Raw genomic sequence first — 22975 nt, 5'->3', positions numbered from 1 at the left:
GTGCACATTCCTGGGTGAAAAAGGGCGGAGCCGCCGAACCCCCTGGATCTGCGGCTCCGCCCGCGACGTCACGCGTCCAGGGACCGCTTGCGGTCCCGGGAGCGCGTGGCGAGCTGAAGATACGAGGTCACCGGTGCCGACCGGCCGGCGGCACGGATCTTGTGCTCACGCCGGACGAGCAGCTCCATGCGGCGCAGGTCGCGCTCGATCCCGGCGACGTCGGTGCCGGTGACCGCTGCTGTGCTGGTCGTCATGGTGGTTCCCCGTTCTCTGGCTCCTCGTGCGGGCAGCCCTCGGAGAACAAGGACGCGCGAGAAGCTCGTTTCGTTGTGAGGGAGGCGGGAACCGGTGCTTCGTGACCGCGACGGCGGACTTCACCCGGCGGAGCGGGCGTCCAGGAACGCACGCACTGCCGGGTCGGTGGTGAGCGACAGGGCCTTCTCGTACGCGGCACGGGCGGCGTCCGGGGCGCCGGACGCCGCCAGGAGGTGGGCCCGGGTGGCCCACAGCGGCTGGAACCGCCCCGACGCCGGGTCCGCCGCGGCGACCCGGTCCAGCTCGGCCAGACCTGCCGCCGCGCCCTCGACCCGGCCGAGCACCGCCGCGAGCGCGACCCGCCCGCCGAGGGTCGGCGCGACGCGCACGAGCGCCCGGTGCAGGGTGAGCAGGGCCGGCCAGTCGGTGCGCCCGGTCCGGGCACGCGCGCAGTGCACCGACTGGACGGCCGCCTCCAGCCGGAACCTGCCGGGCGGTCCGGGAGCCGCCAGCGCGCGCCGGAGCAGCGCCTCCCCGCGCTCGATGAGCGCATGGTCCCAGCGGGCGGCGTCCTGCTCGTCGAGCGGGACGAGGGTGCCGTCCGTCTCGCGTGCGTCGGCGCGGGCCACGGAGAAGCAGAGGAGCGCGGCCAGGCCCAGCACCTCCGGCTCGGGCAGCAGCCGCGCGAGCAGGAGGGCGAGCGTGAGCGCGTCGCCGGTGAGGGACCCGCGGACCTCGGGGGCGGCGCCCCGCCAGTCGATCGCGTACGCGCCGTACGCCGCCTCCAGCACGGGTGGCAGCCGGCCGGGCAGCTCGTCGCGGCCCGGCACGCGGAACGGGATGCCGGCGTCCCGGATCCGGCGCTTGGCCCGGACGAGCCGCTGGGCCATGGTCGGGGCCGGGACGGCGAAGGCCGCCGCGACGTCGCGGGCCTCGACACCGAGCACGGTCTGCAGCATGAGCGGGGTCCGGACGCCCGCCTCGATCGCGGGGTGGGCGCAGACGAACATGAGCTCGAGGCGGCGGTCCCCGATCGCGTCGGGGTCGAGGTCGGCGGGCGGCGCGGCCGGCTCCGGCCCGGTGCCGGGCGGCGCCGTGGTGCGGTGCGCCGCGGAGCGGTACAGGTCGCGCAGCCGGTTGCGGGCCACGGTGAGGAGCCAGCCGTCGGGGTTGTGCGGCACGCCGTCGTCGGGCCAGTGCCGCAGCGCCTGCTCGAAGGCCTCGGCGAGCGCGTCCTCGGCGCGCCGGATGTCGCCGTCGCGTGCCGCGAGCAGGGCGAGCAGGCGGCCGTACGACGTGCGGGCGGCCGCCTCCGCGGCGGCCCGCACGTCGGGGTGCGGGGTCAGCGCGTCCACGCGCCGTTCTCGAAGTGGGTGGCGCTCGGCCGCACCTCGACGGTGCCCCACTGGACCGACGGCGCCTTCTGCGCCCAGGCGAGCGCGGCGTCGAGGTCCGGCACGTCGACGACGAAGGTACCGCCGAGCTGTTCCTTGGTGTCGGCGAAGGGACCGTCCTGGACCCGAAGCTCGCCGTCGCGCACGGTCACGGTGGTGGTGGCCGACGACGGCTGCAGCACCTCCGCCGAGAGCAGCACCCCCGCCTGGTCGAGCGCCGTGGCGTAGGCCTCGAACGCCCGCTCGCCCTCCGCCCAGCCGTCGCCGAGCTCCTCAGGCGTCATCTCCGGGTAGTGCAGCAGGATCGTGTATCGCATGGTTCCGTCCTCCGGTCGGTGTCGGGGTCTGTCACCGGGGTGACGATCTCACCGGCGCCCGATCGACAGGCGGGACCGGGCACGACGCGGGCCGGAGCGCCCCCTGGTGCGCCCCGGCCCGTCTCCTCGTGCTGCCGGTCTCTCAGACGGACGGCGCCGCCTTCACCACCGGCCCCCACGCCAGCGGGTCGAGCGCACGGTCGTCGTCGTCCGCCGCCCCGGCCCACCGGCGCGCGTCGGCGATCGTGGCCGCGAGGAGGTCGCGCAGGCGCGCGTCCACGTCGGGCACGAAGGCCTCGGAGATCCCCTGTACCGCGGTGGACACCACGCTCGGCGCGGCGTCCCGCACGAAGCGCTTGGGCCGCACGCTGGTGCCGGCGCAGAACCGCTCGGCCCAGGCCGCCGTCTTCGGAACCGCCGCCAGCGCGTCCTTGCTCTCGGGCGCGAGCGTCCCGGCGGGACGGTCCTCGAGGACGTCGAGCATGCGCTCCGAGCCGAGGATCGCCACGGCCAGCGTCTGCTGGCGGTCGGCGGGCGACACGGGCAGCGCCGTCTGCGCGGCGCGGAGTGCGATGCGCACGTCCCAGCGCGGGTCGGTGCTGGTCAGGCCGATCACCGACGGGATGAGCGGCGCGAGCCTCGGCCGGGCGTGGTCCGCCGTGAGGTCGTTCACCGCCCGCGCCAGCATGGCGATCAGCGGGTGCGTGCAGGCGGGGTGGTCGCTCCACTTCTCCCCCGCAAGGAAGGAGGCGAGCTCCATGAAGCACGCGCCCTTCTTGGGGTTGCGGTGCTTCCCACGGCCCAGCATGGGCAAGATGTCGTACGTTCCAGCTTCGGTTCCGGTCACGATCCACCCCCGAATTGGGTCCGCTACTTGTTCCAGTGTGCGTCCGGTGTGACGTAGATCGCAATAGTGCGCCCGCGAACCCGCCGGAACTCGCCCCTGCGCCCCGGCCACGGACGCCGCACCGGGCACCTCAGACGGTCCCGCCCCACCTCAGAGGTACCTCAGACGGCGTTCTGAGGTACCCGGCCGGTCAGGACCGGGCGATCTCCCGATCCGCCGGCCCGGGCCTCAGGACGAGTGTCTTCCTCATCAGCCGGACGGGCGCACGGCCCGCCGGGGACACCAGGAGGAACCATGTCGCTGTGGGGACCCGCCGCCGAGGCGGAGATCAAGTACCGGCAGGCCGAGCTCGAGCGGGCGTGGGGCGGCCGGCGCGCGAAGGACCGGTCCGGGCGTGCGCGGCGTGCTGCCGAGCGCCGGACGGACCGGGGCACCGGACGGGGCACCGAGCGGGCCACCGAGCGCCCGGCCCGCGCCGAGCAGATCAGGGAGGGCCTCGCGGGCATGCGCCCGGCCGGCGCACAGCCGGGCCTGTACGCATGACGCAGGGGGAACCGACGCCCGGCGTCGGGGAAAAGGCCAGGGGGAGTGTCGGTGACCGGTGGCACGATGTGCAGGTGCGACGGTCCACGACGATCCCCCTGGTCTCCCGGCAGGAGCAGGTCGCCTCTCTCCTGCTGGCGGTCGGGCGCGCGTCGGCGGGCCGGCCGGGCCTCACGCTCGTGGGCGGTGACGCGGGCGTCGGCAAGACCCGCCTGATCAGCCACGTGGCGCAGGCGGCGGAGCAGGCGGGCGCGAACGTCGTCGTCGTGCACTGCGTCGACCTGGGCCAGGTGGGCATCCCGTACCTGCCGTTCACCGACGCGCTGACCCAGCTGCAGGCCGGGGCCGCCGGCCCCGAGGCGGCCACCCGGGTCGCCGACCTCGTCAAGGAGCGTCCCGCGCTGTGGCGGCTCCTGGAGCCCGGCGTCAGCGGGGACGCCGACCACGACGAACGACTTCAGCTCTTCGAGGGCATCGCGCGCAGCCTGGCGGTCGCCGGCGCGCCCGAGCGGCCCCTGGTCCTGGTGGTCGAGGACGCCCACTGGGCCGACGCGTCGACCCGTGACGTGCTGCGCTTCCTCGCGGCCCGCGCGCGGTCGGAGAACGTCCTGCTCGTCGTCACCTACCGCGCGGACGACGTCGACCGGCGCCACCCGCTGCGCCCGCTGCTCGCCGAGCTGTCCCGGCTGGAGCACGTGGAGCGGATGGACCTGCGGCCGTTCGACGAGGCCGAGCTGCGGGAGTTCACCACCGCCCTGGCCGGCCGGCCGCTGCCGCCCGCGGGCTTCGCCGAGGTGCTGGACCGGTCCGAGGGCAACGCCTTCTTCGCGGAGGAGCTCCTGGACGCCGGCCCGGACTCCGCGAGCCTGCCCTGGACCCTCACCGAGGTGCTCCGCACCCGGCTCGAACGGCTGGACCCCGAGGTGCAGCAGGTGCTGCGCATCGCGTCGGTCGCCGGACGCCGGGTCCGTGAGGACCTGCTGCGGGCCGCCGCCGCACGGTCGGGCTCGCCGGACATCGACGCCGCGCTGCGCGAGGCCGTGACCCAGCAGGTCCTGGTGGTGTCCGGCACCCACCTGGAGTTCCGGCACGCGCTGCTCGCCGAGGCCCTCTACGCCGACCTGCTGCCGGGCGAGCGGTCGTCCGTGCACCGCGCCTACCTCGCGGTCATCGAGCAGGAGGGGCCGGACGGCATGCCGATCGGCAGCGCCGCCGAGCGCGCCCACCACGCCTTCGAGGGGCACGACCTGCCCGCGGCGCTCAGCGCCTCGCGGGACGCCGCGCTCCGGGCCCGCAGGCTCCTCGCGCCCGAGGAGGAGCTGCGGCACTGGGAGCAGGTGCTGGCCCTCTGGGAGTCCGTGCCGGACGCCGAGCGGCGCATCGGCCGCGACCGGGTGGACGTCGCCCTCTCCGCGGGGGAGGCGGCGGCGCGGGCGGGCGACCCGATGCGCGCCGTCAAGCTGACCCGGCGCGCGGTCGAGGGCGTCACCGACCCGGTGCGCCGCGCGGGCCTGGAGCACGTGCTGGTGCACCGCTACCTCGACCTGCCCACCTGGGACGAGACGCCCGGGCAGGTCGAGCAGGCCATCGCCGACCTGCGGTCGGCCCTGGCGAAGCTGCCGCCGCGCAGCCCCGACCGGATCTGGACCAACGCCCTGTCGGCGCGGCTCGCGATGATCCTCGACCGCGACGAGGACGCGCGCGAGTACGTCGAGTGCGCCGTGGAGGAGGCGCGGGCGACGGGGCAGGCCGGTGCGCTCGCCGTCGCCCTGTCCACGCTCGCCGTGCTGAACGTCGACGCGCCGGACCGGGCGTCCGAGATCCTCGACGAGGCGCGGACGGCGTCGGTCGAGGCGGGGGACGTCCTGACCGAGATGCGCACCCTGTACAGCGGTACGGCGAACCGCTTCTACGCGGGCGAGCTGGAGGCCGCCGAGCAGCGCGTGCGGCACGCGCTGGCCCGGGCCGACGAGCTCGGCCTCGCCTGGAGCGCGCCGACCGTCAACCTGCGCATCCTGCAGGAGGTCATGCTCTACTTCCGCGGCGACCTCACCGAGCGCGGCGGCCCCGGCGTGCCCGCGACGGCCCGGTACGTCATGGAGGCCGTCCGGATGTACGCGACCGTCGCGCGCGGGGACGACGACGCGATCGCGCGCGGCGAGGCGCTGATCGACCACTGGGCCACCGACGGCCAGATCGCCCTCATCGGGGGCGGCAGCCTGGTCGACGCCCTCACCTGGGCCGGCCGGTACGACGACGCGGCCGCTCTGGCCGAGCGCATCACCGCCCACCTCGGTGAGGTGTGGTCCGAGGTGTTCCTGGGCCGGATCTGGCTGTCCGCGCTGGCCATCGCCGCGCTGGCCGACGCCGCCGAGGCCGAGCGGTCGGCGGGCCGGGCCGGTGCGCCCGGCTCGGCGGCGGCCACGGCGGTCGAGACCCGCGCCGCGGAACGGCTCGACCGGGGCGACTCGCTCCTGGCCGTCGCGCGGGAGACCGCGCAGCGAGGCCGTCCGCGCGGCGGCGTGCTCGGCCCGGAGGGCCTGGCCTGGCTGCAGCGGGCGGCCGCGGAGAACGCCCGGCTGCACGCGGTGACGGGCTCGGTCGCGGACGGCGGGTCGTCGTCCGCCGTGCTCTGGGCCGACGCCGCGAGCGCCTGGCAGGAGACGGTCAACCTCTTCGGTTTCGGCTACCGCTACGAGGTGGCGCGTTCGCGCTACCGGTGGGCGGAGGCGCTGCTGGGCGCGGGTGAGCGCGAGGCGGCCGAGGTCGAAGCGGCGGAGGCCCTGACGGAGGCGCAGGAGATGGGTGCGCGGCCGCTCGCGGAGGCGGTCCGGGGGCTGGCCCGGCGGGCCCGCCTCGACCTGCCGGGGGTGCGGCGCGCGACGGCGTCGACGCTCACCGAGCGGGAGGAGGAGGTGCTCGGCCTGGTGGCGCAGGGGCTGTCCAACCGGCAGATCGGCGAGCGCCTGTTCATCTCGACCAAGACGGTGAGCGTGCACGTGTCCAACCTGCTGGCCAAGCTCGGCGCGTCGGGCCGTGCGGAGGCCGTGAGCCTGGCGCACCAGCGGGGTCTGCTCGAGGTCTGATGCCGGTCTCCGGCTCGGGAACGTCACCGCGAGGCCCGCAGACTACCCGCCCGGAGCAAAAGGGACACATCCGGTACATCTATCGCGCAGGCGTACTTCTCTCGCAATACTGAGCAGATGCCGACGGACCTCCAGGCGCTGCGAGACCTTGAGCACGTCGGTCTTGGATCACCCACCGCGGACGAGGCATTCGACCGGTTCGCCCGCCTGGTCCGGCGTCACCTGCGGGTGCCCGCCGCGGTCGTGTACTTCACGGTCCAGGACGGCCAGGTGCTCGCGGGTGCGTCCGGCATGCCGGAGCCGATGCAGACGAAGAGGTTGCTCCAGCACCCCGGCACCCTCACGAACCTGATCACCGCGCGTGCCGAGCCCGTGGTGACCGCGGACGCACGCCTGGACCCGGTGCTGCGGGACAACTACCTGGTGCGGGAGATGGGCCTGGTCGCGCTCGCCGGCTACCCGGTCTTCGACCTGCGCGGGCGCGCGGTGGGCGCGCTCTGCGCCGTCGTGGACGAGCCCCGGGAGTGGTCCGGCGACGACCTGGACTCGCTCGCCGACCTGGCGGCGGCGTGCACCGCCGAGCTGCGGCTGCGGGCCGAGCGCGAGCGCGCCCGGCGCATCCAGGAGACGGCCGTGCGGGCCAACCGGCGCAGCCGGTTCCTGCTGTCGCTGAGCGAGGCGTTCGCGAACGCGAACACGATGGACCAGGTCGAGGAGGTGATCATCGAGGTCGGTACGGCGGGGATCGGCGCGCGCTACTGCGCGTTCGCCGTGACGGACGCCGACGGCCGCGGCATCACCTACCGGTCCCTGGTGCACGCCGAGCCGCAGTTCCCGCAGCGGCTCCGGCAGGCCAAGCTGGACGAGCAGCGCCCGCTGGCCGAGGCGGCACGCACGGGCCGGCCGCTGTTCTTCCGGACGGCGGAGGAGATGCACTCGGCGTTCCCCCACCTGCGCGAGCACTGCAGCCCCGAGATCGAGGCCCGGGCCTTCCTCCCGGTGGTCACCGCGGGCGCCGTGGTCGCCGTCGTCGTGCTGGCGTGGGAGCGCGACCGCGGGCCCGACAAGGACTCGTACGCCCTGCAGACGGGCCTCGCGCACTACACGGGCCACGCCCTGGAGCGGGCGCGCCTGCTGGAGGAGCGGCGCGAGTCGGCGAAGACGCTGCAGCGGGCGATGCTCAGCCGGCTGCCCGAGGTGCCGCACCTCGACATGGCGGCGACGTACGCGCCCGCCACGCGCTCGGACCAGATCGGCGGCGACTGGTACGACGCCGTAGCGGTGGACGACGACACCACGATGTTCATGATCGGCGACGTGACCGGCCACGACATGCGGGCGGCCGCGAAGATGGGCCAGCTCCGGTCCCTGCTGCGCGCGTTCGCCTGGAGCCACGACGAGTCGCCGTCGGCCCTGCTGTCGCTGCTGGACAAGGCCAACTCGGGGCTGGGGCTGCTCGCGAGCGGGACCGCGGTGGTGGCCCGCCTGGAGCGGGGGCCCGGCGCCTACCAGCTCACCTGGTCCACGGCCGGCCATCCGCCGCCGCTCGTGCTCCGGCAGGACGGGACGGTGGAGCGGCTGTCGGTGCTGCCGGACATGATGCTGGGCGTGCGGCCCACGGCGAAGCGCACCGACCACACGACGCTGCTCCGTCCCGGCGACACGCTCCTGCTGTACACGGACGGGCTCGCGGAGCAGCGCGGCACCACCCCCGACCAGTGGCTCAGCCGCCTGCAGAAGACGCTCGGCATGCTGGGCGACACGGCGACGGCGGCGCTGCCCGTCACCCTGGTGCGCCGGCTCGCGTCCGACGACCAGCGGGACGACGTCGCCGTGCTCGCCGTCCGCGTGCGGGCGACGGCACCGTCCGGTCCCCCGTCGCTGGGCCGGCCCGCCACGGCGGAGCGCAAGCTGGCGCCGTCCCTGCTCGACGTCGGGCCCGCCCGCATCTGGGTCGACGACGTGCTGGAGAGCTGCGGGGTGCCGATGCCGCTGCGGCGCACCGTGATGCTGCTGACGTCGGAGGTGCTGACCAACGCGGTCGACCACGGGCAGGCGCCGTTCACCGCCACGGTCGAGGTGGACGCCGACAGGCTGCGGGTGGGGGTGCGCGACTCGTCGACCGTCCAGCCCGAGCTGCGCGACCCGGCGGTCACCGAGTTCGGTGGGCGCGGTGTGCAGTTCCTGGAGCGGCTCGCGTCGCGCTGGGGCGTCGACCGGCACGGTGAGGCGGCGGCAGCGGACCGGCCGGGCGGGTCGCGCGCCCGCCGGCGCACCGGCAAGACCGTGTGGTTCGAGCTGGATCTGAGCTGACGTCCTCGGCGTCCCGGTGCTTCGGCGTCAGACGAATCCCGGCCGGAGTGTCAGTGGTCGCGCGTACCGTGTGATCCATGGCACAGACAGCGTCAGATCTTGGGCAAGGCACCGGTGCGGCCCTGGCGACGGACGAGCTCTCGGCACAGCTCGAGACGTACCGCCGCGAGCTCACCGGCTACTGCTACCGGCTGCTGGGCGGCGCGTTCGACGCGGACGACGCGGTGCAGGAGACCCTCCTGCGCGCCTGGCGGTCCTACGAGCGGTTCGAGGGCCGCTCCTCGCTGCGCACGTGGCTCTACCGCATCGCCACCAACGTGTGCTTCGACCAGCTCGGCTCGAGCCGGGCCAAGCGTGAGCGTCCCATGGGTCTCGGCGCCGCAGCCGACCCGGTGGAGGAGAGCCTCGCGACGGTGCTGCCCGAGTACGCCTGGGTGGAGCCGGTCCCCACGGACCACGTGCTGCCCGGCGCGAGCGACCCCGCGGACACCGCCGTCGCGCGCGAGTCGGTCCGGCTCGCCTTCGTCGCCGCGCTCCAGCACCTGCCCGCCAAGCAGCGCGCCGTGCTCATCCTGCGCGAGGTGCTGCGCTGGCCCGCCACGGAGGTCGCCGCGCTGCTGGACACGACGGTGGCCTCGGTGAACAGCGCGCTGCAGCGCGCCCGGGCCACGCTCGCCGACAAGGCGCCGGACCGGTCCGACGCCTCGACAGCCCCCGCGCCGGCGACGGCGGACGAGTCCGACCTGCTGGAGCGCTACGTCGCGGCGTTCGAGCGGTACGACATGGCGGCCCTGGCCAACCTCCTCCGGGAGGACGCGGTCATGAACATGCCGCCGTACGCCATGTGGCTGGAGGGCATCGAGAACATCCAGGCCTGGATGCTCGGCCCGGGCAGCGAGTGCGAGGGCTCGCGCTGCGTACCGGTGCACGTCAACGGCACCCCGGGGTTCGCGCAGTACCGGGCGGACCCGAAGGGCGGGCACTTCCCGTGGGGCATCGTGGTGCTGGAGAACGACGGCACGCACATCACGGGCATCACCACGTTCCTCGACACGGAGAAGTGGTTCTCGCGTTTCGGCCTGCCGGACCACCTCGACTGACGTTTTGGCAATACCCTCACCAGGGTGACTGTGCGATCCGTGGTGGTCGGCGTGGACCACAAGCATCCGGACCTGGCCCGGCGGGCAGCGTCGCTCGTCCAGTCCCTGGGGGGAAGTCTGATCGAGCTCGTCTGCGTGTGGGTCGACGAGACCGCCGTCTCGGACTCCCGGGGCTTCACCGTGTCGGTGGACCCCGACATCGCGGTGTCGTCCGACGCGTACGGGGCGGACGTCCTGGCCGGGCTGCACCGGGCCATGGCCGACGTCGGCCTGCCGTGGAGCGCGCACCGCGGCGCGGGCGACCCGGCCGTCGAGCTCGGCCGCGTCGCCGACGAGGTGGGGGCCGTGATGATCGTGGTCGGGGCGCACCGGTCCGGCCTGCGAGGCTGGACCACGAACCTCGTGGGCGGCACCGTGGCCGGTCGGCTCATCCACAACCAGGCGCGGCCCGTCGTGGTGCTCCCCGAGACGGTCACGGCGCCGTGAGCGCTAGATTCTCCACAGGCCTGCCGACCACTCCCGAGGGGACCCGCCGCGTGACCCGACCGCTGCACCGCGACTGGCGGTACGTGGGCCTCGTCGCGCTCGGCGGCGCGTGCGGTTCGGTCGCCCGCGTCCTCGTCGGCGGGTGGGCCACGTACCTCCAGGTACCGCTGATCACGCTCTTCCCTGGCACGGCCGACGCGGTCCTGTGGTTCCCGCTCGGCACGCTCCTCGTGAACGTGCTCGGTGCCTTCGCCCTGGGCTACCTCCTGGAGGCGCTCGCCCGGCGCGGTCGCGAGACCGTGCGGCGGCGCAAGATCCGGCTCGGCATCGGCACGGGCGTGCTCGGCGGCTTCACCACGTACTCCGCGCTCGCGTTGGACACGCAGGAGCTGCTCGCCGCGGGGGTGCCGTGGATCGCCCTGCTCTACGTGGTGCTCACCCTCGCCGGCGGTACCGCGGCCTGCCTCGCCGGGATCGCGCTCGCGACGCGCACCGACCGCCGACGGAGGAGCCTGTGATCGAGTTCTCGTTGCTCGACCTCGCGCTGTTCGGCCTCGGCGGCGGGGTGGGCGCCGCCGCCCGGTTCATGGTCGACGGCGAGATCCGGTCCCGGCACCGTGGCGGCTTCCCGTGGGGCACCGTCGTGGTGAACGTGAGCGGCTCGTTCCTCATCGGCGTGTTCTCCACCCTCGTGGCCACGCTCACGCCGCTCGGGGTGCCCGCGGAGGTGGCGCACCTGGTCCAGTACCCGCTGATGGTGGGCCTGTGCGGCGGGTACACCACGTTCTCCACGTCCACCGTAGAGTCCGTGCGGCTGGCGCAGTCCGGGCGCCTGCACCTCGCGCTCGGCAACACGCTCGGCACGCTGGTGGCGACCGTGCTGGCAGCCGCGGCGGGTATCCAGGTGGGTATCGCGGTGGGTGCCGCGGTGGGCGGGCTGTCCGGCTGACGGGCCGCGTGTCGGTGGCCCGTGGCAGGCTTCCCTCCATGAGCCTCATGCTCCTCGACTCCGCCTCGCTGTACTTCCGCGCGTACTTCGGCGTGCCCGACTCGCTGCGCTCGCCCGACGGCGTGCCGGTCAACGCGGTGCGCGGCCTGCTGGACACGATCGCGTGGCTCGCCACGACCCACGGCCCGGACCGCATGGTGGCGTGCTGGGACGACGACTGGCGGCCCGCGTTCCGCGTGGCCGCCATCCCCAGCTACAAGGCGCACCGGGTCGCGCAGGAGGTGCCGGGCACCACCGGGATCGAGGAGGTGCCGGCGGACCTGCTCGCGCAGGTCCCGGTGATCGTGGACGTGCTCGCGGCGCTCGGCATCGCACGCGTGGGCGTGCCCGGCTACGAGGCGGACGACGTCATCGGCACCCTGACGGCGCGGGCGGTGGAGCAGGACGCGGGCCCCGTCGACATCGTCACGGGGGACCGCGACCTCTTCCAGCTCGTCGACGACGCGGCCGGGGTGCGCGTGCTCTACCCCGCGCGCGGGGTACGCGACCCCGACGTGGTCGACGAGGAGCGGCTGGCCGCGAAGTACGGCGTGGCGTCGGGCCAGGCGTACGCCGACATGGCGACGCTCCGGGGCGACCCGAGCGACGGTCTGCCGGGCGTGCCCGGCATCGGCGAGAAGACGGCGGCCAAGATGCTCGCGCAGTACGGCACGCTGGCCGGGATCCTGGCCGCGCGGGACGACGGCGACAAGGGGCTCACCGCCACGCAGCGCCGGCGGTTGCAGGAGGCCGACGAGTACCTGCGGGTGGCACCCGTCGTCGTGCAGGTGGCGCGCGACGCGGCCGTGCCCCCGTTCGACCCGGCGGTACCGAAGGCGCCGGCCGATCCGGAGGCGCTGGACGCCCTGACCGCGCGATGGGGCCTGCGGTCCAGCGTGGAGCGCGTGCGGCAGGCCTTCGGCTGGGTGTGACGCCGGCGCGTCAGGCGCCGAGCGCCGCGTCGTACCGGTCCAGCACCACCTGCACGAGGCGCGGGTCGGCCTTCTCGGCCCCCGCCGGGCCCGCCACGGGGTCGGTCACCACGTCGGCGCCCGCCTCCAGCACCCGGTCCAGGAAGTATCCGGGCGCGAGCAGGTAGGACACCACGATGACGCGTGCGGTGCCCGGCGTCGCGGCCCGCGCCGCCGCCACCGCTGCCGGGACGCGCGGTTCGGCGCCCGCACCGTAGGCGGGTGTCACCCGGCGCCCGAGCCGCTGGGCCAGCGCGCTCGCGACCTCCTCGACGGCCGTCGCGGCGGCCGGCACCGACGAGCCCGCGGCGGCGAGCACCACGGCGTCGTCCGACGTGAAGGGGCCGTGCGCCGCCTCGGCGGCGGCGTACCGGTCGGCCAGGATGTCCACGAGCAGCGGGTGCGGGCCGAGCGGCTCGGCGGCGACCGCCACGCGGGTCAGGCCGGCCGCAGCGCCCGGGGCAGGCGCAGCGCCGGCCGCAGGAGCCGCCGCGTCGTTGACGGCCGCGACCGCCTGCGCGATGTCGTGCCGCACGTGGTACCCGGTCGACAGCAGCAGCGGCACCACCACGGCGGCAGGTCCGGATCCGCCGAGCGCCCCGGCGTCGCGCACCGCCTCGGCGAGCACGTCACCCACCTCCGGCTGCTGCACGTCGACGAACGCCTCGCGGACGTCCAGCCCGGGCCGGGCCGCGCGGACACCGTCGAGCAAGGCCCGCACCGCGGCCTGACCTGCCGGGTCGTCGGTCCCGTGGGACGTCCCGACCAGTACCGCACCCATCGCGTCTCCCCTCATCCCAGCTGTCAGCCCGAGGCGCCGAGGTCGGTCCCTTGCCCCGAGATCGGTCGCTCGATGGACCGATCTCGGGGCAAGGGACCGACCTGGCGGCCGGCCAGGGTCACCCCGTGTTCTGCAGGCCCGCCGAGACGCCGTTGACCGTCAGCAGCAGCAGGTGCTGCAGCCGGCCCGCGTAGTCGCCGTCCACCGCGGAGCCGCCGTCCGCCCCCGTGCGCAGGCCGCGCAGGGCACGCACCTGGAGCAGCGAGAGCGCGTCGACGTACGGCGAGCGCAGCTGCACGGCTCGGCCGAGCACGCGCTTGCTCTCCAGGGGGAACGTGTTGCCGCTGATCTTGAGCACCCACTCGCGCGTGAGGCGGAGCTCGTCCAGCACCAGCGCGGCGAGGTCGTCGCGCGAGCCCAGGGCGAGGTACTGCGCCGCGATGCGCTCGTCGGTCTTCGCGAGCGACATCTCCACGTTGTCCAGCATCGTGGCGAACAGCGGCCACTCGGCGCGCGCGGCACGCAGCAGCTCGACGTCGCCGACCTCGGCGAGCGCCGTGCCCAGCCCGTACCAGCCCGCGAGGTTGATGCGGGCCTGCGACCAGGAGAACACCCACGGGATGGCGCGCAGGTCGTCGAGCGAGTTGACCGAGAGGCCGCGCTTGGCCGGCCGCGACCCGATGGGCAGCAGGCCGACCTCCTCGAGCGGCGTGACCTGGGCGAACCACTGCGGGAAGCCCTCGGCCTTGACCAGCTCGTGGAACCGGGTGCGCGAGGTGGCGTCGAGGGAGGCGGCGAGCGACTCGAACTTCGCCGCGGCGGTCTCGTTGACGGCCTCGACCGACGGCGCCGACGCGAGCAGGGTCGCCGCGGCGACCTGCTCGATGTGCCGGGACGCGATGACGGGGTCGCCGTAGCGGGCGAGGATGACCTCGCCCTGCTCGGTGAGCTTGAACCGGCCGTCCACCGAGTGCGGCGGCTGGGCGAGCACCGCGCGGTTGGCGGGGCCGCCGCCGCGGCCGAGCGCACCGCCGCGGCCGTGGAACAGCGTGAGCCTGAGGTCGTTGGCGCGGGCCCACTCGGCGATGCGCGACTGGGCGTCGTGCAGGGCGAGCGTGGCCGCCACGGGTCCGACGTCCTTGGACGAGTCGGAGTAGCCGAGCATGACCTCGACCCGGCGCCCGTTCTCCGCCAGGCGCTTCTGCACGGCGGGCAGCGTGAGCATCGACTCGAGGATCGGCACCGAGTTCTGGAGGTCCGCGAAGGTCTCGAACAGCGGGATCGCGTCGATCACGGGCGCGTTGTCCGGGTCGTGCGCGAAGGCGTGCGCGGCCAGCTCGTAGACCGCGGCCAGGTGCTCCGGGGCCTGCGTGAACGAGACGATGTAGCGGCGTGCGGCGCGCTCGCCGAACCGGTGCTGGATGGCCCCGAGCGCCCGGTAGGTGTCGAGCACCTCGCGCGTGCGGTCGCTCAGGGCGCCGTCCACGCCGAGCTCGCGGATCTCGTCGAGCGCCGCGGCGTGCACCTGCGAGTGCTGCCGCACCTCGAGCTCGGCCAGGTGGAACCCGAAGGTCTGCACCTGCCAGACCAGGCGCTGCAGGTCGCCGTACGCGGCCCGCGCCGCGCCGGTGGCCACGAGGGAGGCCTGCACCACGAGCAGGTCGGCCTCGAGCTGCTCCGCGTCGGCGTACGCCAGGTCGGCGTCCCGCGTGCGGGTCGCGCCGATCCGCTCGGCGATCGCGAGCATGACCGCGCGGTGCGGCTCGTTCGGCGAGGCCTCCTCGGCGCGGCGGGCCACGTCCTCGGAGAGCTGCCGGATGCGCCGCCACAGGGCGTTCAGCTCCGGCGAGGGAGTGGTGCCCTCGGCGTCGAGCGTCAGCTTGCGGCCGGTCTCGACCGCGAGGCGTTCCAGCGCCGCGAGCGCGTGCTCCGCGGCGAGCGTGGCAGCCTGGCGCGTGACCTCGGCCGTGACGTTCGGGTTGCCGTCGCGGTCGCCGCCGATCCAGGTGCCGAGCTTCACGAAGGGCTTGGCGACGGGCGTGGCGCGGCCGGCGTCGTCGGCGAGGAGCCAGTCGTCGAGCCGCCGGTAGACGTCGCCGAAGACGTCGACGAGGACGGCGTCGAACACACCCATGACGGTCTTGACCTCGTCGATCACCGAGGGCTTGCTGGTCCGCACGGGAGCGGTGCGCCACATGGTGTCGATCTCGGCGAGGATCCGTCGCTCGTTCTCCGCGAGGGTCACCCCGCCGAGGCGGCGGGTGTCACGCTCGGCGATCAGGTCGGAGATGCGGCGGATGGTGCCGCTGATGGCCCGGCGGCGGGCCTCGGTGGGGTGGGCGGTGAGCACCGGCCGGAACTCGAGCTCGCCGAGGCGGCGCAGCGCCTCGTCCCGGCCCACCTCCTCGGTGAGCCGTGCGAACGCCGCGGGGATGGTGTCCTCCAGGACGGCCGGCCCGGTCTGCGTCTCGGCCTCGCGCGAGCGCAGCACACGCACCCGGTGGTACTCCTCGGCGAGGTTCGCGAGGTGGAAGTAGCACGTGAACGCGCGGGCGACCTGCTCGGCGCGCTCCACGGAGAAGGAGGCCACGACGGCGGCCGCCTCGTCCAGGGCTTGCGGCGACGGGTCGCCGTAGGCGCGGATGGTCAGCTCGCGGAGGCGTTCGACGTCGTCCAGGAGATCCTGGCCGCCGTCCTCGCGCAGGATCCTGCCGAGCAGCCCGCCGAGCAGGCGTACGTCCTCGCGCAGCGGGTCGGGTACCTCGTGCCGGGCATTGCCGCGGACGGTCTGAGTTGATTCACTCACGAGCCTGAGCCTAGGCCGAGATTGCCAATGCCCGTTCATCGTGTCCGATTGTTGGTCTGGTCATGACCTGCGGGACTCTGGTTGGCTGTCGGCCTGTGACCGGCTACGACGCGGATTTTCTCGGGCTCGGCGTACCCCTCCCCGTCCCGCCGGGCGAGGTCCGTGTGCTCCACTACACGCACTTCTCGGTGCTCCTGGACCCGGTCCGCCGGCTGGCGGCGGCCACGGTCTGCGCCGTCGACGGCGCCGCGCTCCTCGCGCTGCCCCGCAGCGGGCGCTGGCGGCTGGACGACCGCGTCGCGGCCGGCGAGCAGGCCGGCGCGGAGCTCTACGCGCGCAACCCGCTGGACCGTGGTCATCTCGTGCGGCGCCTCGACCCGGTCTGGGGCGACGCCGAGACGGCGGCGCGCGCCAACCGCGACACGTTCCGGTACCCGAACGCCGCGCCGCAGGTGAACAGGTTCAACCAGTCCAAGGAGCTGTGGAACGGGCTGGAGGACCACGTGCTGGCGTACGCGGCGGCGTACGACCACCGCATCGTCGTCCAGACCGGACCCGTCTTCGGGGCGGACGACCCGCCCTACCGCGGCGTGCGCATCCCGCGGCTGTTCTGGAAGGTCGTCGCGTGGGTCGGTCCGGGCGACGTGCTGCGGTCGACCGCGTTCGTGCTCGACCAGACGCCCCAGCTCGACGACGCCCGGCTGTCCGAGATCACTGCCCAGGCGCTCGCCCGGGACGACATCCCGCCGCTCGGGCCGTTCCGGACCTACCAGGTCCCGGTGCCCGACGTCGCCGCGCTGACCCGGCTGGACCTGGGCCCGCTGCCCCGGGCGGACGTGCTGGCCGGGCCGCACGTCACGCCCGCAGGCAGCCGGCCCACGGACATCACCGTCCAGCGTCTCCCCCGGGCGCGGGCGTGGTCGGAGATCCGCACGCCCGCCGAGATCACGCTGCCCTGAGCCGGCCACGTCGTCAGTCGCGACCGTACGTCTCCAGGAGCCGGAGCCAGATCTCGCTGACGGTGGGGTAGGCCGGCACGGCGTGCCAGAGGCGGTCGATCGGCACCTCGCCCGCCACGGCGATCGTGGCGGCGTGCAGCAGCTCGGCCACGTCCGGCCCGACGGCGGTGAAGCCGACGACCACCTTCCGGTCCTCGTCCACGATCATGGCGGCACGCCCGGTGTAGCCGTCGGCGTGCAGGGACGCGCCCGCGACGGCACCCAGGTCGTACTCGACCGCGCGCACGCGCAGCCCGGCGGCCTGGGCGGAGGCGGCGGTGTGCCCGACGCTCGCGATCTCCGGGTCGGTGAAGATCACCTGCGGCACGGCGCGCTCGTCGGCCGTGGCCGCGTGGCGGCCCCAGGGCGCGAGGTCCACGTCGGCGCCCTGCGCGCGGGCAACGATCGTGTCGCCCACCGCGCGCGCCTGGTACTTGCCCTGGTGCGTGAGCAGGGCGCGCCGGTTGACGTCGCCCGCCGCGTAGAGCCAGCCGTCGCCGACCGGCTCGCCCTCGGTGCCGAGCACGCGCAGGGAGTCGTCCACGCGGAGCCAGTCGCCCGGCGTCAGCCCGACGTGGTCCAGGCCCAGCGTGGTCGTGTTCGGCGTGCGGCCGGTCGCGACCAGCACCTCGTCGGTCTCCAGGACGGTGCCGTCCGCGAGCGTCGTGCGCACCGTGCCGTCGCCGTTCCGGTCGACCCGCTCCGGGCCGACGGACAGGTGCAGCGCCACGCCGTGCGCCTTGAGCGCCTCGGCCACGTGGTCCCGCGCGAACGGTTCGACCGCGGGCAGCAGCCCGTCGCGGGCGATCATCGTGACCTGGGCACCCAGCGCCGCGTAGGCGGTCGCCATCTCGGTGCCGACCACGCCGCCACCGATCACCGCGAGTCGCCCGGGCACGGCCTGCGCGGACGCGGCCTCCCGGCTGGTCCACGGCGCGGCGTCGGCCAGGCCGGGGATCTCCGGCAGGCGGGCGCTCGTCCCGGTCGCGACGACGACGGCGTGCCGCGCCCGCAGCACGGTCGTGGCGCCCTCGGCGTCGGTCACCTCGACGGTGCGGGCGGCGCTGATGCGCCCCGTACCGCGGACGAGGGTGATGCCCGCGCCGTTCAGCCAGTCGACCTGACCGTCGTCGTGCCAGTGCGCGGCGAACGCGTCGCGGCGGGCCAGCACGGCGGCCGTGTCCAGCTCACCGGTGACGGCGGCGCGCGCCCCGGGCAGGCTGCGGACCGCGCGCAGCGCGGCGGCGTCGCGCAGCAGGGCCTTGGTGGGCATGCACGCCCAGTAGGAGCACTCCCCGCCCACGAGCTCGCGCTCCACGATCGCGACCGTGAGGCCGCCCTGGACGATCCGGTCGGCGACGTTCTCGCCGACGGGTCCGGCGCCGATGACGACGGCGTCGAAGATCTGCTCGGTCATGTCAGCTCTCCTTCTTGGCGACGCTGTTCAGGCGGAGCGCGGAGACCAGGAAGAAGATGCCGCCGAGGGTCGCGTACCCGGCCAGCGAGGTCAGCATCGCGTTCGGGCCGCCGGCCATCGCGAAGAAGCCGGAGCCGGCGAACACCGAGATGCCGCCGCTGAGGATCATCGGCCACTGGCCGCCGAGGCGGTACCGCATGATCGCGACGATCAGCTGGACGATGCCGGCGGTGATGGCCCACACGCCCCAGACGCGCAGCACGGCGGGGATGCCGGACGTGACGGCCACGATCAGGCCGATCGTCGTCAGCAGGCTGAGCGCCATGTTGAAGTACAGACCCACGGTGGGCCGTGCCGCCTTCGAGGACCGGAAGTCGACGACGGCGGCGGCCACGTCGAACAGCGGGTACAGCACGAGCAGCGGGATGCTGACCGGTCCGAGCGCGGAGCCGGTGAGGAACAGCAGCACCGCCCAGACGATGGCGAAGCCGAACCGTACGAGGTACAGGTTTCGCAGCGCGGTCGCGGTGGCTGCGGGAGATTCCGCGGTGGTCGACATGAGCTTCCCTTCCAGAGGATTGACCTACCAGGTAGACTTACTAGTTACTCTACCTAGGCTGACGGTACACACCCGGACGCCAGGGCGCAAGAGACGACGAGAAGGAGGCACGTATGATCGCGACCGTGCGGGGATCCATGCGGGACCGGCTGATCGAGGCGGCGAACGAGCTCTTCTACGCGCACGGCCTGCGCGCCGTGAGCGCGGACAAGGTGATCGAGCGCGTCGGCACCACCAAGGTCACCTTCTACCGGCACTTCCCCACCAAGGACGACCTCGTGGTCGCCTACCTGGAGCACCGGGCCGCACAGGAGCGCGAGGGGGTCGACGCCGCCATCGCCTACGGCGGCGGGGACGTCGACGTCACGCTCGGCCTCATGGCCGACCACACCGGGACCATGGCGTGCACGCCGGGCTTCCGCGGCTGCCCGTTCATCAACGCGGCGGCCGAGTACGCCGACCCGGACAGCGCGGTGCGGCGCGTCGTCGACACGCACCGCGCGTGGTGGGCGAGCGCGTTCGTGCGGCTCGTGGAGCCGCTCGGCCTCGCGGACCCCGACGCGGTCGCCGAAGACCTCGTCCTGCTGCGCGACGGTGTCATGGTCGCCGGCTACCTCGGCGACCCGAGCAGGGTCGCCGCCTCGTTCCTGCGGAGCTGCCGGGCCGTCGTCGGCTCGGCGGAGCGCGCGGCCGCCTAGGCCGCGCGGGGGCGGGTCAGCGCCAGCCGTGCTCCGGGGCGTACCCGAGCACGCGGCGCGCCTTGTCGATGCTCAGCAGCGTCTCCCGACCCTGGATCGGGCGCTTGTGCGGTACGTCGGGGAAGACCTCTGCGGCCAGGTCGGCCGAGTCGCGCTCCATCACGGTGTCGGCGTTCGCGATGACGAACGCCTCGAAACCCGTGAAGTCCGCCTCCAGGGCGCGGCGCACGGCCTGCGCCCCGTCGCGGCCGTCGATGTAGCCCCACAGGTTCCAGCGCCTGGCCCGTGCGTCGTCCTGCCAGGACGGGAACTGTGCGTAGTCCTCCGGGCGCATCACGTTCGAGAACCGCAGGGCCGCGACCTTCAGCGCGGGGTCCCAGCGCGTGAAGTGCCGCGCCATCTCCTCCTCGAGCGACTTGCCGAGCGAGTAGGTCGACTGCGGCAGCACGTCGTACTCCTCGTCCACCGGCAGGTATGGCGGCGGCACGTCGAACGGCAGGCCCAGCACAGTCTCGGACGAGGCGGTCACGATGTTCCGGATGCCCACCACCTGCGCGGCGCGCAGCACGTTGTACGTGCCGGGCACGTTGTTGCGGAAGGTGGCGGCGTTGGTCGCCAGCCCGGGGGCGGGGATCGCGGACAGGTGGACGACGGCGTCGGCCGGGCGCCGCTCGTCGACACCCGACAGCAGCTCGACGACCTGGCCGAGGTCGGTCAGGTCCGCCACCGTGAAGTCGCCGGGGCTGCCCGCCGGGGGCGCCACCCGGTCGGTGGCCGCCACGGAGTACCCCGCGTCCGCCAGGTGCTCCACCACGAACCGGCCGAGCTTCCCGCTCGCCCCCGTGACCACTACCCGCTGCGTCGTCGCCATGCGCCCGATCCTGCCCGACGGACCCCGTCCGGGGAAGCGGGGTCAGCCCAGTCGGGCGCGGAGCCAGGCGATGTCCGGGGCCATGTCGCCCTTCGTCTCGCAGATCACCGGGGCGCCCGCCGCGGCGATCACGCCCACCAGCAGGTCCTCGGGGATGTTCCCCTGGCCGAAGTTGATGTGCCGGTCGGCACCGGAGCCGGCCACGTCGCGGGAGTCGTTGGCGTGCACCAGGTCGATGCGGCCCGTGATCGCGCGGATCTGCTCGGCGGCCGTCGCGAGATCGATGCCGCCGGCCCACGCGTGGCACGTGTCGAGCGTGAAGCCCACGTCGTCGCCCCCGTCGGCCGCGGTCACGGCCGCCCACAGCTGCTCGATGCGCTCCAGGCGGCGCGCCATGGAGTAGTCCCCGCCCGCGGTGTTCTCGATGAGCACCGGCACGTCGGTCTCGAGCGCGTCGATGGCCTTGCGCCAGTTGTCGAAGCCCTTGGCCGGGTCGTCGTTCGCGGTGACGTGGCCGCCGTGCACGACGACGCCCTTGGCGCCGACGGCCGCGGCGCCGTCCATGATCTGCTGCAACAGCTTGCGGCTCGGGATACGGATGCGGTTGTTGGTGGAGGCCACGTTGATGACGTAGGGCGCGTGCACGTAGACGTCGAGGCCCGCCGCCTCGACGTCGGCGCGGAACGCCTCCGCACCACCCTCGTACGGCAGCTCGGGAACCTTCCACGCCTGTGGGTCGCTCAGGAACACCTGCACCGCGTCCGCGTCGAGGGCCTTCGCCGCCCCGATCGCGTCGGACAGGTCCACGTGCGCGCCGATCTTCACCATGACCCCACCCTAGGACGGGTCACCGACACTCCGGCGGACGAGGGCTCAGCCGAGCCCCCGCACCCCGCCCGCGGTGATCTGCACGACGTGACCGGCCACCGCCACCAGCGCGCTGTCCGGGTCCGCCCACGGCCCGGTCCGGACGTCCGCCCCGGGCAGCGCCCGCTCCCACAGCACGTCGCCGGAGACCGGGTCCACGACCCGCATCGCCGGGCCGCCGCCGAACATGTCGGACAGCATCACGAAGCGGCCGTCGGTGAACGCCCGCACGCCGAACCCGACCTGCTCGCTGTCCACCGTCTCCCAGAGGGTCTCGCCCGTCCGGAGGTCCAGCCCCTCCAGGCCGGCCATCGTCTGCACCACGGCGGTGCGGCCCACCCGGGCGAGGAAGAGCTGCCAGACCCCTGCCGTGTCGTCCGTCCAGAGCGTCGTCCCGTCCGGCTCGACGGCGGACCGCTCCTCCTCGGTCGTCGTCAGCAGCACCTCCGGTGCGGTCCCGTCGTCGGCGGTCGCCTGCGTCAGGTAGCCCTCGGTCTCCCCGACCACGTCGCCGGCAGCGTCGCGCAGCACGGTCCGGCCGTCACCCTCGAACACTGCGTACCCGCCACCGCGCAGGTCCGTGACGCCCCAGGTGCCGGGATCCTGGTCGAGACCGAACACCACCCCGTCCGGCGTGACCGCCGACTCGACCCCGCAGCCCTGCAGCTGCACCAGACCGTCGGTGACCGTCCCGCCGAACGACTCGGCGTCGATCGTGCTGTCATAGGTCCGGTTCTGGTTCCCGCCGCTCCAGGAGCTCTCGTACCAGCCCGTGCACAGGTCGGCACCCGTGGGCCGGAAGGGCACCGTCACGGTCCAGCGCACCTCGCCCGTGCCCACCTCCTCCGCGCGGAGCGTCAGGTCACGCCCGTCCTCGACCGTGCCGGTGCACCCGTCGTCGGTGCACCGGGCGGCGGACACGTCGACCGCGTCCGGCGGACCGACGCGGCGCGCGCGCACCAGCAGGCCGTCCGGCCCGGGCCGCACCGAGCCGTAGCGGGCGTCGTCCGCCGCGTCCAGGGTGCGTTCGGCCGAGACCGTGCCGTCCGCCTCGATCACGCGTGCCACCCGCGCGAGCGGCGGGCCTGCCACGCAGGTCAGGCGCCGGGCGGTGACCTCGCCCCAGTGCACGGCGCCCAGCGGCCCGCAGATGGGGTTGTCCCCCAGGGGCACCGTCCAGAGCAGGTCGCCCGACGCCGGGTCGAGCGCCACGACGTCCTCGTCGGAGGGGAAGACGATGCTGCCGCCGAGCACCGCCACGACCGTCATGGGCCAGTCGTCGGCCGTCTGCTCGGGGCCGACGTCGCCCCGCCACTCCCAGGTCTGCTCGAGCGGCACCGACAGGTCCACCACACCGCCGGGCACCTCGCGCACCCGCTCCATGCGGGCGCCGTCCCGCACCCCCTCGACCGCGAGGCCCGTACCGAGCACCACCGCCAGCAGGGCCGCGACCGGGCCCACGACGCGGAGGTACCGGCCGCGGTCGCGAGCCGGCGGCTGCACCGGCCCGGCGCCCTCCCCCTCGGCCCCGGGACCGTCCGCCGCACGGTCGCCGGGGCCGTCGTCCGAACCACCCGCGCCGGCTCCCCCGGACGGGTCTGCGGGACCCTCCGCGTCGTCGACCAGGTCGAAGACGAAGGCACCACCCGGCTCCGGATCACGCGTCATGCGATCGAGG

21 protein-coding genes are annotated in these 22975 nt (G+C 74.5%); 10 read left to right on the top strand and 11 right to left on the bottom strand.

Features of this window, described 5'->3' with window-relative positions:
* Positions 1 to 68 precede the first annotated feature (68 nt).
* The 4 genes from APR03_RS03325 to APR03_RS03310 all read right to left on the bottom strand — a co-directional run bounded on the left by APR03_RS03325 (position 69) and on the right by APR03_RS03310 (position 2774).
* Positions 69 to 254 (bottom strand): hypothetical protein, encoded by a 186-nt coding sequence (locus APR03_RS03325; RefSeq protein ID WP_253832793.1) that lies wholly within the window; start codon positions 252 to 254, stop codon positions 69 to 71.
* A 120-nt stretch (positions 255 to 374) separates the two neighbouring features.
* Complete coding sequence (locus APR03_RS03320; RefSeq protein ID WP_253832791.1) at positions 375 to 1610, bottom strand: RNA polymerase sigma factor; 1236 nt, start codon at positions 1608 to 1610, stop codon at positions 375 to 377.
* Positions 1598 to 1966 carry a YciI family protein gene (locus APR03_RS03315; protein WP_253832789.1) on the bottom strand — a complete coding sequence of 123 codons (369 nt, stop codon included), beginning with the start codon at positions 1964 to 1966 and terminating at the stop codon, positions 1598 to 1600. Before APR03_RS03315 ends, APR03_RS03320 begins: the two co-directional genes overlap by 13 nt.
* A gap of 142 nt (positions 1967 to 2108) precedes the next feature.
* Entirely contained in the window at positions 2109 to 2774 is a 666-nt protein-coding gene (locus APR03_RS03310; RefSeq protein ID WP_253832787.1) for a hypothetical protein, read from the bottom strand.
* A gap of 333 nt (positions 2775 to 3107) precedes the next feature.
* Here APR03_RS03310 and APR03_RS03305 point away from each other — a divergent pair, with 333 nt between their 5' ends.
* From APR03_RS03305 to APR03_RS03270, 8 genes are all read left to right on the top strand, one after another.
* Positions 3108 to 3356 carry a hypothetical protein gene (locus APR03_RS03305; RefSeq protein ID WP_253832785.1) on the top strand — a complete coding sequence of 83 codons (249 nt, stop codon included), beginning with the start codon at positions 3108 to 3110 and terminating at the stop codon, positions 3354 to 3356.
* Between the two features lie 74 nt (positions 3357 to 3430).
* Positions 3431 to 6442 (top strand): helix-turn-helix transcriptional regulator, encoded by a 3012-nt coding sequence (locus tag APR03_RS03300; RefSeq protein ID WP_253832783.1) that lies wholly within the window; start codon positions 3431 to 3433, stop codon positions 6440 to 6442.
* A 117-nt stretch (positions 6443 to 6559) separates the two neighbouring features.
* Positions 6560 to 8755 carry a SpoIIE family protein phosphatase gene (locus tag APR03_RS03295; protein WP_253832781.1) on the top strand — a complete coding sequence of 732 codons (2196 nt, stop codon included), beginning with the start codon at positions 6560 to 6562 and terminating at the stop codon, positions 8753 to 8755.
* A 77-nt stretch (positions 8756 to 8832) separates the two neighbouring features.
* Positions 8833 to 9855 carry a sigma-70 family RNA polymerase sigma factor gene (locus tag APR03_RS03290; RefSeq protein ID WP_253832779.1) on the top strand — a complete coding sequence of 341 codons (1023 nt, stop codon included), beginning with the start codon at positions 8833 to 8835 and terminating at the stop codon, positions 9853 to 9855.
* Positions 9856 to 9879: 24 nt separating this feature from the next.
* Complete coding sequence (locus APR03_RS03285) at positions 9880 to 10341, top strand: universal stress protein (RefSeq protein WP_253832777.1); 462 nt, start codon at positions 9880 to 9882, stop codon at positions 10339 to 10341.
* A gap of 50 nt (positions 10342 to 10391) precedes the next feature.
* On the top strand, positions 10392 to 10859 hold the full coding sequence (locus APR03_RS03280; RefSeq protein WP_253832775.1) for a fluoride efflux transporter FluC: 468 nt from the start codon (positions 10392 to 10394) through the stop codon (positions 10857 to 10859).
* Positions 10856 to 11290, top strand: coding sequence for a fluoride efflux transporter FluC (locus APR03_RS03275; RefSeq protein WP_253832773.1), 435 nt, complete (start codon positions 10856 to 10858; stop codon positions 11288 to 11290). The genes APR03_RS03280 and APR03_RS03275 overlap by 4 nt, the downstream gene beginning before the upstream one ends.
* Before the next feature lie 38 nt (positions 11291 to 11328).
* Positions 11329 to 12261 carry a 5'-3' exonuclease gene (locus APR03_RS03270; RefSeq protein WP_253832771.1) on the top strand — a complete coding sequence of 311 codons (933 nt, stop codon included), beginning with the start codon at positions 11329 to 11331 and terminating at the stop codon, positions 12259 to 12261.
* 10 nt (positions 12262 to 12271) lie between these two features.
* Here the strand turns inward: APR03_RS03270 and APR03_RS03265 are convergent, their stop codons facing one another.
* Positions 12272 to 13081, bottom strand: coding sequence for a sirohydrochlorin chelatase (locus APR03_RS03265; RefSeq protein WP_253832770.1), 810 nt, complete (start codon positions 13079 to 13081; stop codon positions 12272 to 12274).
* Between the two features lie 118 nt (positions 13082 to 13199).
* The gene (locus APR03_RS03260) at positions 13200 to 15926 is read right to left on the bottom strand and encodes a phosphoenolpyruvate carboxylase (RefSeq protein WP_253832768.1); all 2727 of its coding nucleotides are present in this window, start codon (positions 15924 to 15926) and stop codon (positions 13200 to 13202) included.
* Between the two features lie 56 nt (positions 15927 to 15982).
* On the opposite strand from APR03_RS03260, the gene APR03_RS03255 reads away from it, so the two are divergent.
* Entirely contained in the window at positions 15983 to 16846 is an 864-nt protein-coding gene (locus APR03_RS03255; RefSeq protein ID WP_253832766.1) for a DNA/RNA non-specific endonuclease, read from the top strand.
* 13 nt (positions 16847 to 16859) lie between these two features.
* On the opposite strand, the gene APR03_RS03250 is transcribed toward APR03_RS03255, so the two are convergent.
* Both APR03_RS03250 and APR03_RS03245 read right to left on the bottom strand, forming a co-directional pair.
* Positions 16860 to 18302 (bottom strand): dihydrolipoyl dehydrogenase family protein, encoded by a 1443-nt coding sequence (locus APR03_RS03250; protein ID WP_253832764.1) that lies wholly within the window; start codon positions 18300 to 18302, stop codon positions 16860 to 16862.
* 1 nt (position 18303) lies between these two features.
* Positions 18304 to 18861, bottom strand: coding sequence for a hypothetical protein (locus APR03_RS03245; RefSeq protein WP_253832762.1), 558 nt, complete (start codon positions 18859 to 18861; stop codon positions 18304 to 18306).
* Positions 18862 to 18974: 113 nt separating this feature from the next.
* Here APR03_RS03245 and APR03_RS03240 point away from each other — a divergent pair, with 113 nt between their 5' ends.
* Positions 18975 to 19559, top strand: coding sequence for a TetR/AcrR family transcriptional regulator (locus APR03_RS03240; protein WP_253832760.1), 585 nt, complete (start codon positions 18975 to 18977; stop codon positions 19557 to 19559).
* Positions 19560 to 19575: 16 nt separating this feature from the next.
* Here the strand turns inward: APR03_RS03240 and APR03_RS03235 are convergent, their stop codons facing one another.
* Genes APR03_RS03235 through APR03_RS03225 form a run of 3 tightly spaced genes read right to left on the bottom strand, consistent with a single transcriptional unit; the run spans position 19576 to position 22965 of the window.
* The gene (locus APR03_RS03235) at positions 19576 to 20430 is read right to left on the bottom strand and encodes an NAD-dependent epimerase/dehydratase family protein (RefSeq protein WP_253832758.1); all 855 of its coding nucleotides are present in this window, start codon (positions 20428 to 20430) and stop codon (positions 19576 to 19578) included.
* Positions 20431 to 20472: 42 nt separating this feature from the next.
* Positions 20473 to 21258 (bottom strand): deoxyribonuclease IV, encoded by a 786-nt coding sequence (locus APR03_RS03230; RefSeq protein ID WP_253832756.1) that lies wholly within the window; start codon positions 21256 to 21258, stop codon positions 20473 to 20475.
* Between the two features lie 45 nt (positions 21259 to 21303).
* On the bottom strand, positions 21304 to 22965 hold the full coding sequence (locus APR03_RS03225; protein ID WP_253832754.1) for a hypothetical protein: 1662 nt from the start codon (positions 22963 to 22965) through the stop codon (positions 21304 to 21306).
* Positions 22966 to 22975: the final 10 nt, after the last annotated feature.

The sequence above is a fragment of the Promicromonospora thailandica genome (assembly GCF_024171955.1).
In the GTDB taxonomy this organism is placed as follows: Bacteria; Actinomycetota; Actinomycetes; order Actinomycetales; family Cellulomonadaceae; genus Promicromonospora; species Promicromonospora thailandica.
This window is presented reverse-complemented; position numbering and strand designations above follow the sequence as displayed.

What these genes read in the sequence shown, in the direction of transcription:
- APR03_RS03325 (WP_253832793.1), bottom strand. Translation starts at nt 254, where the DNA reads ATGACGACCAGCACAGCAGCGGTCACCGGCACCGACGTCGCCGGGATC.
- APR03_RS03315 (WP_253832789.1), bottom strand. Translation starts at nt 1,966, where the DNA reads ATGCGATACACGATCCTGCTGCACTACCCGGAGATGACGCCTGAGGAG.
- APR03_RS03310 (WP_253832787.1), bottom strand. Translation starts at nt 2,774, where the DNA reads ATGCTGGGCCGTGGGAAGCACCGCAACCCCAAGAAGGGCGCGTGCTTC.
- APR03_RS03305 (WP_253832785.1), top strand. Translation starts at nt 3,108, where the DNA reads ATGTCGCTGTGGGGACCCGCCGCCGAGGCGGAGATCAAGTACCGGCAG.
- APR03_RS03295 (WP_253832781.1), top strand. Translation starts at nt 6,560, where the DNA reads ATGCCGACGGACCTCCAGGCGCTGCGAGACCTTGAGCACGTCGGTCTT.
- APR03_RS03290 (WP_253832779.1), top strand. Translation starts at nt 8,833, where the DNA reads ATGGCACAGACAGCGTCAGATCTTGGGCAAGGCACCGGTGCGGCCCTG.
- APR03_RS03270 (WP_253832771.1), top strand. Translation starts at nt 11,329, where the DNA reads ATGAGCCTCATGCTCCTCGACTCCGCCTCGCTGTACTTCCGCGCGTAC.
- APR03_RS03265 (WP_253832770.1), bottom strand. Translation starts at nt 13,081, where the DNA reads ATGGGTGCGGTACTGGTCGGGACGTCCCACGGGACCGACGACCCGGCA.
- APR03_RS03260 (WP_253832768.1), bottom strand. Translation starts at nt 15,926, where the DNA reads ATGAACGGGCATTGGCAATCTCGGCCTAGGCTCAGGCTCGTGAGTGAA.
- APR03_RS03250 (WP_253832764.1), bottom strand. Translation starts at nt 18,302, where the DNA reads ATGACCGAGCAGATCTTCGACGCCGTCGTCATCGGCGCCGGACCCGTC.
- APR03_RS03245 (WP_253832762.1), bottom strand. Translation starts at nt 18,861, where the DNA reads ATGTCGACCACCGCGGAATCTCCCGCAGCCACCGCGACCGCGCTGCGA.
- APR03_RS03240 (WP_253832760.1), top strand. Translation starts at nt 18,975, where the DNA reads ATGATCGCGACCGTGCGGGGATCCATGCGGGACCGGCTGATCGAGGCG.
- APR03_RS03235 (WP_253832758.1), bottom strand. Translation starts at nt 20,430, where the DNA reads ATGGCGACGACGCAGCGGGTAGTGGTCACGGGGGCGAGCGGGAAGCTC.
- APR03_RS03230 (WP_253832756.1), bottom strand. Translation starts at nt 21,258, where the DNA reads ATGGTGAAGATCGGCGCGCACGTGGACCTGTCCGACGCGATCGGGGCG.
- APR03_RS03225 (WP_253832754.1), bottom strand. Translation starts at nt 22,965, where the DNA reads ATGACGCGTGATCCGGAGCCGGGTGGTGCCTTCGTCTTCGACCTGGTC.